The organism is Myxosarcina sp. GI1 (assembly GCF_000756305.1).
Lineage (GTDB): Bacteria > Cyanobacteriota > Cyanobacteriia > Cyanobacteriales > Xenococcaceae > Myxosarcina.
The window spans coordinates 244,892-257,778 of sequence record NZ_JRFE01000006.1; the positions used below are offsets into that span (position 1 = coordinate 244,892).

Here is a 12,887-nt window from a genome sequence, read left to right on the forward strand (position 1 = left end):
GAAAATTAATAATAAATGTTAAATGAAATGACTGAACTACAAAATAACTTTAAATACCCGAAATTCTCCTTGATTAGTGGGATGAGTTCTTGGCAATAAGCATTATTATTACCTTGTTGCAGTAGCAAAGAACGCTGAGGCGGTTCTGGTAGTTCGTTGGCACCATACTGTTTTAGTTTTACCTCAGCTTCACTATCGGCAAGTCCTTCGGCAGCAGTAGCCTGGTTGAGATAAACTTCCTCGGCATTTAACGACCAAATCGGAGGATGGAAAGTCATGACTAACTCACTTTGGTATTGGAGCAAAGATTTTGAAAGCGATATTTGCGTAGCAGTTCGAGTAATTGGCTCGATCGCTTTAATAAAAATTAGGGTAAAAATTTGAGAAACTTGTGAAGTGTGCTTTCAAACTTTAGCCCCTTAGAAATCATTAACTAATTTATAAATAATGCTCGATTCTTTTACCAGTCGCAACGCGATTAAAGCTAAAATCGTTGCGATTAAATCAAGTTGCCACAAACCACATCCCGCAGCTATGCTCAATCCTGCTGCCACCCAAATTACAGTAGCAGAGGTTAATTACAATAAACAATAAGCAGTTAAACTCCCATTGTTTATTGCTAACTACTTATTGCTCATTAAAAAAAAAGCTCATCGTTCATTGATGAATGTAATAAATGAGTATAAAAGCGATCGATTCCCGTACCTGTTTTGGCTGAAACCTCGAAAATTTGAGCTTGCGAAGCAATTTCTCGAATATTGGCGATCGCTATATCTCTTTGGAATTCTACGGCTTCAGCCAGATCGATTTTATTAATAACTACTATATGTGCTGATTTAAACATAGTTGGATACTTTAAAGGTTTATCTTCACCTTCGGTAACAGACAGCAACACCACTCTCAAATCTTCCCCCAAGTCGTAAGCGGCAGGACAAACTAAATTACCGACATTTTCAATAATTAGCCAGTTAAAATTATCTAGATCGAGTTTCTGGGCAGCTTTAGCAACCATGTTGGCTTCTAAGTGACAGGCGTTACCAGTAGTAATTTGAACTGTTGGTGCGCCCCAATTTTGTAGTCTACGAGCATCGTTATCCGTAGCTAAATCGCCAACAATCACCCCAATATCGATGTTATTTTGATAGTTTTGCAGCATTTTTTCGATTAGAGCTGTCTTGCCCGCTCCTGGTGAAGATAACAAGTTAATAACCAATAATTCTTTTGATTTAAAATAGTTGCGGTTTTGCGCTGCCAGGCGATCGTTTTTACTAAGAATACCTCGATTAATCTCGATTTGACGTTGGTGTGTTGCTTTTACTTGAGGAGTTGTTGGTAAAATTCCAAGAGAATTTTCGATTGCTACATTATCGATCGCATTACTACAGCCACAGTCTTTACACATCTGATAATTTCTCCATTAACAAGCACTAACTACTAACTAACTATTAGGGATGCTAATTCCAATTCACTACCAGTAAGAATGTTGGTACTTATTTGCTGACATTGAGGACATCGATAAACAAAATCTTGGGGTTGAAAATTGCGATCGCATCGTTGACAATAACAAGTAACGGGAATGAGGTTAATTTCTAGCGAGGCATTTTCTGCCATCGTTCCTGCAATCAAAATTTCAAAGGCAAATTCTAAAGCTTCGGGAATTACTCCCGATAACTCGCCAATATTCAGCGTCAGACATTCTATCTGTGTCGCCCCGTTTTGTCTGGCTCGATCGAAGGCAATTTCTAGAGTATTTTGCATCATACTTACTTCGTGCATGAGTTGTATTTGATGTCGGTAGCTGTTGTCATAGTCTGACAATTGCCATTTAGAATGGCTCTAATCTGAATTAAAGCCAAAGCAATTCCTTTTTTAGCTAAAGAAGATAAACTTTCGCCTAGTTGAAAATTTGTAGCTGGTATAATTACCCACCACGCCTGGGGACATTTGCCGTAGATCGCTAAAGTAAGACTTAGTAAGGCTCTAGGATCGCCAAAGTGACTGTGAAGCTGAGTTGTAGCCAATGGTTTTAAAGCACATACTTCTACAGTATCGGTATCGACTGCCTGACAGGCATCGACAAAAATGATCGAGTCTACTCCAGCCAGATCCTGAGCTAGTTCGGGAGTTAATTGAGTGACAGCAAGCGATCGCACCTTCGGCAAGTGCCAATCGGCAACCATTTCCGCTACTCTTACTCCAACACCATCATCACACCGCAAGCTATTACCGTAACCAATTACTAAATTTTTGGCAGCAATCATTACATACCTTGCAACTAACTACTTATCCATTTCAGTGCCTTATCTCGATCGGCAAAGGTAAAATGTTTGACTTCGATGCCAGAAAACAAAGAATTACCTACTGCTGCTAAATTTTTCAGCCACTGGCGATCGGAGACGATCGCTTCTTTCTCAAAATCTTTAAAGTGTTGTAAGCTAAATTTCAGGTCTTTAATAAAAGCTTCCAAAGACATTCCCGTCCAGTTTTCTACTTCTGCATACACTCTTAATTTTCCTCTCCGTTGCAGTTGCTTCTCGATTAGTTCGATTACGCGATCGATATCTTCGACTTCAATTTTGCCATCGATATTGATTCCGATTATGTTGTCTGGTTTGTGGGGAATGAGTTTAATGGTCATGGTTTCCCTCTGCTGTTAAATAAATATTTGTTTGCTATTTTTGTCGATACCATAGTTTCCGCTCCATAATTCCGCTCTGGTTCTCTCGCAGTCGGAACCAGCATTACCGAACAAGGAGCATGGTGTATTACGTAGTTGCTAACACTACCTACCAACAATTCTTTCAGTTGCGAAAAACCCCGTCTGCCGATAACTATTACCTCGGCATGGCAAGAGCTAGCAAAATCGCAAATAGTCGAACTGGGATGACCTGTAATTTGACTGAATTCAGTTGTTACACCTGCGGCGATCGCGCGATCTCTAAAAGAACGCAGTATCTTTAGTCCTTCAGCTTCAAAAGCTTTCCATTGCTGGTGATACATAGTATCTGCAAGACGAACGAGTTCGGGATCGAGATGTAAATAATGATGATGTCGGCTAACTGTCGGATAGCGAGACAGAATCGGACTGTCTGGTTCTTCTGCCGATAAAACGTGCAGTAAAATTAACTTAGCTTTGGTGGCTTGAGCCAGAGATAAAGCTTCTTCAAACACTCGTTTATTTGCTGTAGAGCGATCTATTGCCGCCAAAATTATGTCAAACATTTCTTTGGTTGGTGGTTAGTAGCTAATAGTTGGTAGGTAAGCGATTTTAGCTGTCAACTGTGGTTGCCGAAGTTTCTCGCTCGCTCGCATCAAAATTCGAGCCATTGGCGATCGCCTCACGTACGATTAGCACCGAACAAGGTGCATGATGGGTTACATAGTTACTAACGCTGCCGAGAAACATTTCTTTTAGTCCTTTCAGTCCGCGACTGCCTACTAAAATCAAATCTGTCCCCCAAGTATCGGCTAGTTCGCAAATCATTCGTCCTGGATCGCCAATTAATTGGGTATGTTCGGTGTTAACTCCTGCTTCTGTAGCCTTCTGAGTTAGATTTTTTAAGAAATTAATTCCCTGTTGTTGATACTCTGCCAATCTTTCTTTATATAATTCATACTCGCGATCTTCCAAGATCGGGTAATAGTTAGCATAAGTAGGCAGAGTGGGATATCCTGATTCGTCTTCGGATAAGATGTGCAGCAGCATTAATGTTGCTCCCGTACTTTTAGCTAGAGATACTGCCGAGTTATAAACAGATTTATTTCTTTCTGAATAGTCTACTGCTACTAAGATTTTGTTTATCATCATTTGGAACTCCTCTTTTAATGATTAATATTGCTTTCTACTGCGGCTACTTGAAGTCTGGTTTTAAGCACCGCATCGGGATTGAGACTAATCGAATCAATACCCTGGTTCACTAAAAACTCGGCAAACTCTGGATAATCGCTTGGTGCTTGTCCGCAGATGCCGATTTTGCGGTGGTTGCGTCGGGCGGCAGCGATCGCCATAGCCAGCATATTTTGAACGGCATGGTTGCGTTCGTCAAAAAGATGTGCCACTAGAGAAGAATCGCGATCGAGTCCTAATGTCAGCTGGGTTAGATCGTTAGAACCGATGGAAAAGCCGTCAAATACCCGACTAAATTCGTCTATCAACAGTACGTTACTGGGCAGTTCGCACATGACGTATACTTGCAAACCGTTTTCGCCTCTGACCAAACCATTTTTTGCCATCTCTGCCAACACTTTACGTCCTTCATCGGGAGTGCGACAGAAGGGAATCATCGGGATAACATTAGTCAAACCCATCTCATCGCGCACTCGTTTGAATGCCTGACATTCCAATGCAAAACCCTGGCGATATTTAGGATCGTAATAGCGACTGGCACCACGCCAACCCAGCATCGGATTTTCTTCAGATGGCTCGAACTGTTTGCCCCCCAACAGGTTGGCATATTCGTTACTCTTAAAGTCTGACATTCGCACGATAACTGGTTGGGGATAAAATGCTGCGGCAATAGTAGCAATACCTCTAGCTAATTTATCGACAAAAAAATCGGGTTTGTGTGGGTAATTAACCGTCAGGCGAGCGATGTCTCCGACTAGCTTCGCAATCGCTACTTTTTCGGTAGATTCTGACAGTTTGTCAAATTCCAGCAACGCCATGGGATGAACTTTAATTTGGTTGGCGATGATAAATTCTAACCTTGCCAAACCCACACCGTCGCAGGGTAAAGCCGAAAGGCTAAAAGCTGATTCGGGATTTCCGACATTCATTAAAATTTGGGTTCTAGTTGAAGGTAGATCTTTCAATTGAGTAGATTCGACGGTAAACGGAATCAAACCAGCATAGACTTTACCGCTTTCTCCTTCGGCACAAGAAACCGTAACTTCTCGTCCTGTTTGAATATTTTTAGTGGCATCACCGCAGCCGACAATTGCGGGTATACCCATTTCGCGGGCGATTATCGCTGCATGACAGGTTCTTCCCCCCTGGTTAGTGACGATCGCGCTGGCTTGTTTCATAATTGGTTCCCAGTCGGGATCGGTTTTATTGGTGACGAGAACTTCTCCTGGCTGGAATTTATCGATTTGAGTAACATCCAAGATAACTCTGGCTTTACCCCTACCAATTTTTTCGCCTACTGCCCTGCCTGTCGCCAAAACATTAGTACCAGTTTCGACAAGTTTATATGTCTGCAAGACATCGATCGCTTTTTGGGACTGCACTGTTTCGGGACGGGCTTGAACGATAAATAATTCTCCCGTCACTCCGTCTTTTGCCCATTCGATGTCCATTGGGGTATAAACTCGACGTAGTTTAGAGTAATGCCGTTCGATCTGACACGCCCATTTAGCTAGAGTGAGAATTTCATCGTCATCAATGGCATATTTAATTCTTTCTGAAGGCGAGGTAGGAATATTTTTAGTCAGCTTGCTACCACCGATGTCGTACACCAGCTTAATTTCTTTACTGCCGAGGCGTTTTTCCAAAATTGGACGATAGCCCTGGCGTAAAGTTGGTTTAAAAACGATATATTCATCGGGGTTGACCGCACCTTGAACCACATTTTCACCCAAGCCGTATGCCGCAGTAATTAACGCGACATCTCTAAAGCCCGTTTCAGTATCGATAGAAAACATAACTCCAGACGTTGCCAAGTCCGAACGCACCATCTTTTGTACGCCAACTGAAAGAGCGACGTTAAAGTGGTCGAAACCTTTAAGGGTACGATAGGAAATAGCGCGATCGGTAAATAAAGACGCAAAGCATTTATGACAGGCTTCGAGAACGTTGGGAATGCCACAAACATTGAGATAGGTTTCCTGCTGTCCTGCAAAGCTCGCATCGGGTAGATCTTCGGCAGTAGCAGAGGAACGAACCGCTACATCGACGTTATAAGTATACTGGTGGCACAGTTCTTTTTCTTCTCCTTCAAAGCGATCGCAATATTGAAAGTCGATGCTGTATCGCTGGCATAATTGACTGTAGGCTTGGGTTATAGCAGTCTCTAATTCTTTGGGGAAAGGAGTATTAAGAATTAATGCTCTGGCTTGCTTGCCCCGCAGCTTGAGGTTGTTGACATCTTCCACATTGAGATCGGCAAATAGTTGGCGCAGCTTAGTTTCTAGTCCCGCTCTTTCGATAAAGAAGCGATAGGCATAGGCAGTAGTGGCAAAACCTCCTGGAACTTTAATTCCCTGTGGCGTTAACTGTCGGATCATTTCTCCTAAAGAAGCGTTCTTGCCACCTACTAAAGAAACGTCTGACATACCCACATCTTCAAACCAGAGAACAAAAGCTCGTTCGCGGTCTTGTAACAGTTCTCCGTAGCGATTTACTGTTGCTACCATAAATCCCAATTCCTCTATTTTTTAGCTTTTTACGCCTATTTGAGGCTGATGATTCTGTTGTATCCAAATAAGTTGAGAAACTTGTGAAGATAAGTAATAGTAAAAATTAAGCAAACAGCAACCAAAACCAAAAATGGAGTGCTTTCTCTGGGAAATTACACTCCATTTATTGCTAATGCCAACTGCTTAAAATTTAACTGCATTTGCTTTAAAAATATTCAATTGTCTTTTAGATTCTCAACTCATAGCTGCATGAGAGCGATCGTAAACTAGATCGAAATCATTGAGAGCTTTACCTTGAATGTGATTGTGATATTTAGGATCGACATTTACGCCAATATCAGCAGCAGTACGAGCCAACATAGATCTTTCGCGATTCATAACTAACTTGTGATGGCGCATTAAAAGAGAACGAGCTTGGTTTTGAATAGACATTTTAGTTTCTCCTTATTTCTACACCACAAATATATCATATTTTCTGTATCAAATTTTACTTTTTTTTTAATGCTTCACAAATTCTTCAAGTAGTTTTTCTAATCTGAAATCGAAGCCAATTTCTGGCGATTAAATTTTTTCTAGCACTTGAGGAAAAAATAATGAAAACTACTCTGGCGAGAAAAAACTTAACTGCAACTATGGTGTGGCAGGAGACGATAAACCATTAACCATTAGAGCGAAAAATGTCAGTTACTAAAAAAAAATCACAACTACATCCCAGTGGCGATAAGCGGTTACGGATGTTATCGGCGACAATGAAACGTCACCAATATGCACCAGATGCTCTGATTGAAGTGTTGCATCAAGCACAAGAGTTGTTTGGCTATCTAGAGGAAGATTTACTGCTTTATATCGCTCACAGCCTTAAACTCCCGCCTAGCAGGGTTTACGGAGTAGCCACCTTTTATCATTTTTTTACTTTAAACCCAAAAGGAAAACACACTTGCGTTGTCTGTATGGGTACTGCTTGTTATGTCAAAGGAGCAGCTAATTTATTAGCCAGCTTAGAACAACAGCACCAAGTTAAAGCAGGAGAAACTACTTCAGATGGTCAACTGTCGCTACTTACTGCCCGTTGTCTGGGTGCTTGCGGCATTGCTCCTGCGGTGGTAGTAGATGGCAAAGTGGCAGGACATCAAACTTCTGCATCTGTTCTCAGTCGAGTTGAGGAATGTTTGCATCATGGATTTTGAAGAACTTAGAGCGATCGTCAGTAGCCAAAAGGAAAAACAACAACAACCTACTATTCGTTGCTGTACCGTAGGAGGATGTTTATCGGCAGGGGGACTATTAGTAAAAGAGCAGATAGAACGAGCGGTAAAGGAGAAGGGACTGGCGGAAACAGTAGCTGTTTCGGGTGTCGGCTGTATGGGATTGTGCAGTCGCGGACCCTTAGTTAGAGTCGATCCTCAAGGAACTCTCTACGATCGCATTACGCCAGAGACTGTCAGTGAAATAGTGACATCTGTAGGTATGAATCAAGACTCAGTTCTTACTCCGTCTCAATATCAACCAAATAGTCACCCATTCTTTACCCGACAGTTAAAGATTGTCTTAGAAAACAGTGGTGCGATCGATCCAGAAAATATTAAAGAATATATTGCTGCTGATGGTTATCGAGGACTACACCATGCCTTACTGGAAATGACTCCAGAATCAGTAGTAGCAAGCATCTCTCAAAGTGGTTTGAGGGGTAGAGGTGGCGCGGGATATCCTACGGGTCTAAAGTGGGCAACGGTAGCTAAGGCAAAAGGAGAACGTAAATTTGTCATTTGTAATGCCGATGAAGGCGATCCTGGAGCGTTTATGGATCGCAGCGTGTTAGAAAGCGACCCCCATAGAGTTATCGAAGGTATGGCGATCGCCGCTTATGCTGTCGGGGCGAGTCATGGTTATATTTACGTGCGCGGCGAATATCCTTTGGCGATCGATCGCCTGCAAACAGCAATTCGTCAGGCAAAACAGTTAGGTTTATTAGGCAGTCAAATATTTGAATCTCCGTTTGATTTTAAAATCGAGCTACGGATTGGGGCGGGTGCGTTTGTCTGTGGCGAAGAAACGGCTTTAATGGCATCGATCGAAGGCAAGCGGGGTATTCCTCGTCCCCGTCCTCCCTATCCTGCCGAATCTGGCTTATGGGGTTGTCCGACTCTAATTAATAATGTCGAAACCTTTGCCAATATTCCCACAATTATTCGTAAGGGTGCCGATTGGTTTGCTAGTATTGGCACCGAAAACAGTAAAGGAACTAAAGTCTTTTCTCTGGCAGGAAAGGTTTGCAATACGGGCTTAATTGAAGTACTGATGGGAACTACCTTACAGCAAATCGTAGCAGAAATGGGTGGTGGTGTTCCCGATGGCGGTAAAGCCAAGGCTGTGCAAACTGGCGGTCCTTCTGGCGGCTGTATTCCTGCTGCGGCTTTTAATACTCCTGTAGACTACGAATCTCTATCAGAACTGGGTTCGATTATGGGTTCTGGTGGAGCGATTGTCATGGATGAAACCACCAATATGGTAGATGTAGCTCGCTTTTTTATGGAATTTTGTATGGATGAGTCTTGTGGTAAATGTATACCATGTCGAGCGGGAACGGTTCAGTTATATCAGTTACTAACAAAAATTCGACAAGGTACGGCATCTTTGACTGACTTAGAACAATTAGAAGAATTGTGCGAAATGGTTAAATACACTAGCTTATGTGGTCTTGGGCAATCGGCACCCAATCCCGTATTAAGCACTCTGCGCTATTTTCGCGATGAATATTTGGAATTGATTTCAAACCTCAATGAATGAGAGCAAGTGACATATAGTACTATTGACACAGCTATTCGGCATTCAGGGAAGACAGATGTAAATTGGCATTCAAAATTCACGAACTAAGAACGTTTAATCCCTCAAAACGTCCAGCCATTGTACTCTCCGTCTCATGTAAGAGTAAATTATCATATTTTTGGCATTAGTGAGATAGGTTCTCATAAATTTCTCAACTTTAATTTCTAATCTAAAAATAGACAACCGATATTATTAAACTCGATCGAGGTATTTACCATGAGGCAAATAACCAATAGTGCTATAACTTATCTCGAACCAAAACTTTAACCTACCACTAATTACTCACCAAATCTTATAACTCAAACTTATATGTTCGACCAAATTTTTACTTCTAACACTACAGCCAAAAGCTGCTCGATTCTTCGTCCTCGCAAAGGAGTAATTATCGGCTTGGGACAAGTAGGGTTAGCTTGCGCCTATTCACTACTGATTCAAAACTGTTTTGACGAACTGGTTTTACAAGATCTCGACCTGCAAAAAGTCGAGGGAGAAGTAATGGATCTGGTTCATGGAATGTCGTTTATCGATCCTACAGACGTAGTAGCAGGAACGGTAGCCGATGCTGGTCGGGATGCCGATATTGTAATTATTACTGCTGGGGCAGCGCAAAAACCAGGGGAAACTCGTCTCAGCTTACTCGAACGCAATGTGGCTATTTATCAAAATATTTTGAGGGATGTAGTCCAACACTGTCCTAATGCCATTTTGCTGATTGTCACTAATCCCGTCGATATTATGACCTACGTGGCACTAAAAATTTCTGGGTTTCCTAGTTCTAGAGTTATTGGTTCGGGAACAGTACTAGACACCTCTAGATTTCGCTTGTTGTTAGCAAACAAACTAAATATTGATTCCCGCAGCGTTCATGCTTACATCATCGGCGAACATGGCGATAGTGAAGTTCCCGTCTGGAGTACGGCGAATGTAGCTGGTCGAAAACTACTATCGCAAGATTGGGAACATTTAGCCGAGAGCGAGCGCGCCGAACTAACGGCTATTTTCAATCGGGTAAAAAACGCTGCTTATGAAATTATCCAGCGAAAAGAATATACTTCTTACGCGATCGGTTTAGTTGTTACCGATATTGTTAAAGCTATTTTACGCTCTCAAGAACGAGTGCTTACCGTTAGCGGTCTTGTCAAGGGCTTATACAATATCGAGAATGTGTGTTTGGGTTTACCAAGGGTAATTAACGAACGCGGTATTCTCAAAACCGTTAACCTTCAACTCAGTCCTACAGAAATCAAACAGCTTCAACATTCTGCCGAAATCCTTCAAAACGTATTCCAAAGTCTCAATTTGCAGAATTAGAACCAGTACCCAATCTAAAGATTTTATTCTTTTGACTCAAAAACTATGACTCGTATTCAGACTCAGACAAACGTGGAAACTTTAATCTCGGAAGAGCCAAAAAAATCGATGCTTATTGGCACACCTGTAATTATCTGGCAGTCGGCATGATTTATTTACGAGATAATCCTTTACCGAAAAAACCACTAAAGGCAGAACATATTAAACAGAGATTACTCGAACATTGGGGAGCATCTCCCGCCCTTAGCTTAGCTTCACCTATGTTCACCTCAATCGCCTAATAAGCTTTTCGTCCTCGATATCCGATGATTATTTTACGAACTCCTAAAGGCTGGACGGAACCTGAATTTGTAGACGGTCATAAAGTAGAAGGCTTATGGCGATCGCATCAAGTACCAATGGTTGGATAGCGGATTATCTGCCCGAAGATGAAGATGGCGGTTAACTGTCTCCAGACGGCGAGTTATGGAAATGTTGAGCGAACACACCCTAGAAAGTTGGCTGGAGGCTTATCTACTATCTGACAGATATGGATTGTTTCATACCTATGAAGCCTTTGTTCATGTTATTGACACGATGTTTAACTAACTCACAACTTCTTCAAATTATTAGCTTAGTCTAAAGTTAAAAGCTAGCAAAGGAGGACGGTCACATGAAACTTCAAGCAACAAAAAAACATGACATTAGTTTTCCCTTTAAACTCTATTGGCGGCAATTATTTTCTTCTCATCAATACGTCAAATTTATCGATCCCTTTAGTTTTTGGCACAGGTATAAAATCGACCATTTAGAAACCTGCTGGGAACTCAATCCCGTTCTATTTTTAGAACGCTGTTACCGACTCGATTGTCAGCCAAAACGACAAGTTACTGTACCCACCAGCAACTTTACGACAAGGGGTATGTATAGAGGCGTACCTTGGGAAAAAACACCTCAAAATACAGTTTTAATTTCTCAGCCAAGTTGGCAACTAAAATATCGTGGTGTAACTTATCATGTCAACGGCATTTTTAAACTTAATACCAATAAAATTACTAGCGATTCCAGTCAAAATTCCGCTAACAACTCGGAAAAACTTTTTACTAGCAACTAAAAATATTAAGCCCTAAAAAGTGAGTGGTAATTTTAGTAATAAAAATAAAAAAGCAATCAAGCCTTTTTCTTGACCATCTTCACACTTTTTTTAAGTTTTTAGCTTAATTTAAAACTATAAAAGATCGAGAGCAACCTTCGCAAATTTACAATTGATACAAATATTAGGAAACAACATAGATGAAAGAAAGTAGAGCAAAAACTAGTAAAAAGCTTGTTAATTATTAATTGGGATTGATATTAATATGAAACTGCTTAATAAATCCCCTAATTTTATACCAATAGGGATTGGATTTATTCTGTTAGCGATCGGGATGGCTCAAGTTACGGCTCTGTGGGCTTTACAAAAAGCTATCCTACCTGATATTATCAAATCGCTTACTGTTGAACAAGTTAATTCGGCTGAATTCAGTCCCCAAATTTATTGGTTAGAAATTGTCGATAACCGTATTCAGTTGACATCAAAAGCTACCAATATTGTTGCAGCTTCTCCAGAAATTGCCCTTCAAAAAGCTTTAAATAAATTATTCGCACAATCTTCAATTTTTGGTTTCACCACTACCATTCCCAAACAAACTGAGTTACTTGACTTACACGTAAATAAAACAGGTATTTATATAAATTTATCTCGTGAATTTAGTCAAGGAGGTGGCAGCAGTTCGATGATTTATCGAGTAGCACAAGTTCTTTATACTGCTACTAGCATCGATTCCCAAGCACAAGTTTGGCTCTCAATTGAAGGACGACCATTAGACGAACATTATCTGTTAGGGGGTGAAGGACTGCTTTTGGAATATCCCCTAACCAGACAAAAATTCTCTAATGATTTTTTAAATCAATAGTTTAGTTTATAGAAGTAAAACAAAATGAAAATTTTTCAATGGCTACAAAATTTAGTTCAGTATATTTGGGATGGAGTCTCCAGACTGTTTAAAGCCAGTGATGATGATTATCCGAAATCTGGAGTCCAACCTTATGAAGGCGATCCTTATGACGAACGCGAACAATCTCTATAAATATTTTATTTGGGAAAAATGTTTGATGTCTTTGGCAAAACCATTGACGGAACGCAACTATCCACCAGTAAATGGCGATCGCTGCACGCCCTACCAATTCCCATAAGCGATCGCAGGACAATACGAACAACTACTAGTTAGTAATTACAAACTAAATACCGAATTAGAGAATTAACTTGCATTTTCGTAGTTACACATTACTGTCGAATTGTTCTAAATTTATGATGGTTAGTAAGTGCAATAAAATATAGCAATTCTCGGTCACATGAGATACACCTCATATTA

Annotated in this window: 17 protein-coding genes and 2 pseudogenes; 10 read left to right on the forward strand and 9 right to left on the reverse strand. The window is 40.9% G+C overall.

Annotated features, from left to right (window positions below; all coding sequences use genetic code 11):
* Nucleotides 1–5: 5 nt before the first annotated feature.
* A complete protein-coding gene (locus KV40_RS02965) occupies nucleotides 6–278 on the reverse strand; it encodes a cation-transporting P-type ATPase (protein WP_036477843.1) in 273 nt (90 codons plus the stop codon).
* 169 nt (nucleotides 279–447) lie between these two features.
* Here KV40_RS02965 and KV40_RS34580 point away from each other — a divergent pair, with 169 nt between their 5' ends.
* Nucleotides 448–594, forward strand: a complete 147-nt coding sequence (locus tag KV40_RS34580; protein WP_156113921.1) for a hypothetical protein — start codon at nucleotides 448–450, stop codon at nucleotides 592–594.
* A 43-nt stretch (nucleotides 595–637) separates the two neighbouring features.
* Here KV40_RS34580 and hypB read toward each other — a convergent pair whose 3' ends face one another.
* The 8 genes from hypB to KV40_RS03005 all read right to left on the reverse strand — a co-directional run bounded on the left by hypB (nucleotide 638) and on the right by KV40_RS03005 (nucleotide 6,789).
* A complete protein-coding gene (gene hypB, locus KV40_RS02970) occupies nucleotides 638–1,402 on the reverse strand; it encodes a hydrogenase nickel incorporation protein HypB (RefSeq protein WP_036477845.1) in 765 nt (254 codons plus the stop codon).
* Nucleotides 1,403–1,434: 32 nt separating this feature from the next.
* Nucleotides 1,435–1,776, reverse strand: a complete 342-nt coding sequence (hypA, locus tag KV40_RS02975; RefSeq protein ID WP_036477847.1) for a hydrogenase maturation nickel metallochaperone HypA — start codon at nucleotides 1,774–1,776, stop codon at nucleotides 1,435–1,437.
* Nucleotides 1,764–2,261: a hydrogenase maturation protease gene (locus KV40_RS02980; RefSeq protein WP_052055299.1), complete on the reverse strand. Its 498-nt coding sequence runs from the start codon at nucleotides 2,259–2,261 to the stop codon at nucleotides 1,764–1,766. Before KV40_RS02980 ends, hypA begins: the two co-directional genes overlap by 13 nt.
* 14 nt (nucleotides 2,262–2,275) lie before the next feature.
* Entirely contained in the window at nucleotides 2,276–2,638 is a 363-nt protein-coding gene (locus KV40_RS02985) for an STAS/SEC14 domain-containing protein (protein WP_036477850.1), read from the reverse strand.
* The gene (locus tag KV40_RS02990) at nucleotides 2,635–3,222 is read right to left on the reverse strand and encodes a universal stress protein (RefSeq protein ID WP_036477851.1); all 588 of its coding nucleotides are present in this window, start codon (nucleotides 3,220–3,222) and stop codon (nucleotides 2,635–2,637) included. The genes KV40_RS02985 and KV40_RS02990 overlap by 4 nt, the downstream gene beginning before the upstream one ends.
* A 46-nt stretch (nucleotides 3,223–3,268) precedes the next feature.
* Nucleotides 3,269–3,808 carry a universal stress protein gene (locus KV40_RS02995; RefSeq protein WP_253274146.1) on the reverse strand — a complete coding sequence of 180 codons (540 nt, stop codon included), beginning with the start codon at nucleotides 3,806–3,808 and terminating at the stop codon, nucleotides 3,269–3,271.
* A 14-nt stretch (nucleotides 3,809–3,822) separates the two neighbouring features.
* A complete protein-coding gene (gene ppsA, locus KV40_RS03000; RefSeq protein ID WP_036477853.1) occupies nucleotides 3,823–6,354 on the reverse strand; it encodes a phosphoenolpyruvate synthase in 2,532 nt (843 codons plus the stop codon).
* Between the two features lie 237 nt (nucleotides 6,355–6,591).
* Nucleotides 6,592–6,789, reverse strand: coding sequence for a hypothetical protein (locus tag KV40_RS03005; RefSeq protein ID WP_036477855.1), 198 nt, complete (start codon nucleotides 6,787–6,789; stop codon nucleotides 6,592–6,594).
* Between the two features lie 245 nt (nucleotides 6,790–7,034).
* On the opposite strand from KV40_RS03005, the gene hoxE reads away from it, so the two are divergent.
* From hoxE to KV40_RS36895, 9 genes and pseudogenes are all read left to right on the forward strand, one after another.
* Nucleotides 7,035–7,544, forward strand: a complete 510-nt coding sequence (hoxE, locus tag KV40_RS03010) for a bidirectional hydrogenase complex protein HoxE (protein WP_036477856.1) — start codon at nucleotides 7,035–7,037, stop codon at nucleotides 7,542–7,544.
* Nucleotides 7,534–9,144 carry an NADH-quinone oxidoreductase subunit NuoF gene (gene nuoF, locus KV40_RS03015; protein WP_036477859.1) on the forward strand — a complete coding sequence of 537 codons (1,611 nt, stop codon included), beginning with the start codon at nucleotides 7,534–7,536 and terminating at the stop codon, nucleotides 9,142–9,144. Before hoxE ends, nuoF begins: the two co-directional genes overlap by 11 nt.
* Before the next feature lie 348 nt (nucleotides 9,145–9,492).
* The gene (locus KV40_RS03020; protein ID WP_036477862.1) at nucleotides 9,493–10,494 is read left to right on the forward strand and encodes an L-lactate dehydrogenase; all 1,002 of its coding nucleotides are present in this window, start codon (nucleotides 9,493–9,495) and stop codon (nucleotides 10,492–10,494) included.
* A 104-nt stretch (nucleotides 10,495–10,598) separates the two neighbouring features.
* Nucleotides 10,599–10,777, forward strand: a pseudogene (locus tag KV40_RS36535) (hypothetical protein); the annotation flags it as partial.
* Between the two features lies 1 nt (nucleotide 10,778).
* Nucleotides 10,779–11,079 (forward strand): annotated as a pseudogene (locus KV40_RS37200) (hypothetical protein); the annotation flags it as partial.
* Nucleotides 11,080–11,146: 67 nt separating this feature from the next.
* Nucleotides 11,147–11,587 carry a DUF4278 domain-containing protein gene (locus tag KV40_RS03025; protein ID WP_036477864.1) on the forward strand — a complete coding sequence of 147 codons (441 nt, stop codon included), beginning with the start codon at nucleotides 11,147–11,149 and terminating at the stop codon, nucleotides 11,585–11,587.
* Between the two features lie 244 nt (nucleotides 11,588–11,831).
* Nucleotides 11,832–12,428 carry a GerMN domain-containing protein gene (locus KV40_RS03030; protein ID WP_052055300.1) on the forward strand — a complete coding sequence of 199 codons (597 nt, stop codon included), beginning with the start codon at nucleotides 11,832–11,834 and terminating at the stop codon, nucleotides 12,426–12,428.
* A 24-nt stretch (nucleotides 12,429–12,452) separates the two neighbouring features.
* The gene (locus KV40_RS03035) at nucleotides 12,453–12,602 is read left to right on the forward strand and encodes a hypothetical protein (protein ID WP_036477867.1); all 150 of its coding nucleotides are present in this window, start codon (nucleotides 12,453–12,455) and stop codon (nucleotides 12,600–12,602) included.
* An 18-nt stretch (nucleotides 12,603–12,620) separates the two neighbouring features.
* The gene (locus KV40_RS36895) at nucleotides 12,621–12,743 is read left to right on the forward strand and encodes a hypothetical protein (protein WP_256381100.1); all 123 of its coding nucleotides are present in this window, start codon (nucleotides 12,621–12,623) and stop codon (nucleotides 12,741–12,743) included.
* Nucleotides 12,744–12,887 lie beyond the last annotated feature (144 nt).

Bases quoted from the DNA above. Each gene is read 5' to 3' on its own strand.
- KV40_RS02965 (WP_036477843.1), bottom strand. From the start codon at position 278: ATGACTTTCCATCCTCCGATTTGGTCGTTAAATGCCGAGGAAGTTTAT.
- KV40_RS34580 (WP_156113921.1), top strand. From the start codon at position 448: ATGCTCGATTCTTTTACCAGTCGCAACGCGATTAAAGCTAAAATCGTT.
- hypB (WP_036477845.1), bottom strand. From the start codon at position 1,402: ATGTGTAAAGACTGTGGCTGTAGTAATGCGATCGATAATGTAGCAATC.
- hypA (WP_036477847.1), bottom strand. From the start codon at position 1,776: ATGCACGAAGTAAGTATGATGCAAAATACTCTAGAAATTGCCTTCGAT.
- KV40_RS02980 (WP_052055299.1), bottom strand. From the start codon at position 2,261: ATGATTGCTGCCAAAAATTTAGTAATTGGTTACGGTAATAGCTTGCGG.
- KV40_RS02985 (WP_036477850.1), bottom strand. From the start codon at position 2,638: ATGACCATTAAACTCATTCCCCACAAACCAGACAACATAATCGGAATC.
- KV40_RS02990 (WP_036477851.1), bottom strand. From the start codon at position 3,222: ATGTTTGACATAATTTTGGCGGCAATAGATCGCTCTACAGCAAATAAA.
- KV40_RS02995 (WP_253274146.1), bottom strand. From the start codon at position 3,808: ATGATGATAAACAAAATCTTAGTAGCAGTAGACTATTCAGAAAGAAAT.
- ppsA (WP_036477853.1), bottom strand. From the start codon at position 6,354: ATGGTAGCAACAGTAAATCGCTACGGAGAACTGTTACAAGACCGCGAA.
- KV40_RS03005 (WP_036477855.1), bottom strand. From the start codon at position 6,789: ATGTCTATTCAAAACCAAGCTCGTTCTCTTTTAATGCGCCATCACAAG.
- hoxE (WP_036477856.1), top strand. From the start codon at position 7,035: ATGTCAGTTACTAAAAAAAAATCACAACTACATCCCAGTGGCGATAAG.
- nuoF (WP_036477859.1), top strand. From the start codon at position 7,534: ATGGATTTTGAAGAACTTAGAGCGATCGTCAGTAGCCAAAAGGAAAAA.
- KV40_RS03020 (WP_036477862.1), top strand. From the start codon at position 9,493: ATGTTCGACCAAATTTTTACTTCTAACACTACAGCCAAAAGCTGCTCG.
- KV40_RS03025 (WP_036477864.1), top strand. From the start codon at position 11,147: ATGAAACTTCAAGCAACAAAAAAACATGACATTAGTTTTCCCTTTAAA.
- KV40_RS03030 (WP_052055300.1), top strand. From the start codon at position 11,832: ATGAAACTGCTTAATAAATCCCCTAATTTTATACCAATAGGGATTGGA.
- KV40_RS03035 (WP_036477867.1), top strand. From the start codon at position 12,453: ATGAAAATTTTTCAATGGCTACAAAATTTAGTTCAGTATATTTGGGAT.
- KV40_RS36895 (WP_256381100.1), top strand. From the start codon at position 12,621: ATGTTTGATGTCTTTGGCAAAACCATTGACGGAACGCAACTATCCACC.